A 313-nucleotide genomic window follows, 5' to 3' on the forward strand; every position below is an offset into this window, starting at 1 on the left:
AGACTCGGTCAGGCGCTGCGACACCCGCACCTCGCGCACGCGCTCGCCCAGCGCCGCTTTCAGCGCCTCCACCAGCGGTGCTGCGGCCTTGCTGGCTTCCTCGTGCTGTTTCCTGGCTTCTTCGGCATCCGGCAGGTCGCCCAGGTCGAGCTCGCCCTTGGCGATGTTCTTCATCGGCTTGCCGTCGAACTCGCGCAGGTAGCCGCTCATCCACTCGTCGATGCGCTCGTGCAGCAGCAGTACCTCGACGCCGCGCGCCTTCAACGCTTCGAGCTGCGGGCTGTTGGCAGCTGCAGCCCAGCCATCGGCGGTT

1 pseudogene is annotated in these 313 nt (G+C 67.7%); it reads right to left on the reverse strand.

From position 1 onward, the window contains the following. Nucleotides 1-313, reverse strand: a pseudogene (locus FLQ44_RS14310) (molecular chaperone HtpG); the annotation flags it as partial.

It is taken from the genome of Vogesella mureinivorans (genome assembly GCF_007644035.1).
GTDB classification, from domain to species: Bacteria; Pseudomonadota; Gammaproteobacteria; order Burkholderiales; family Chromobacteriaceae; genus Vogesella; species Vogesella mureinivorans.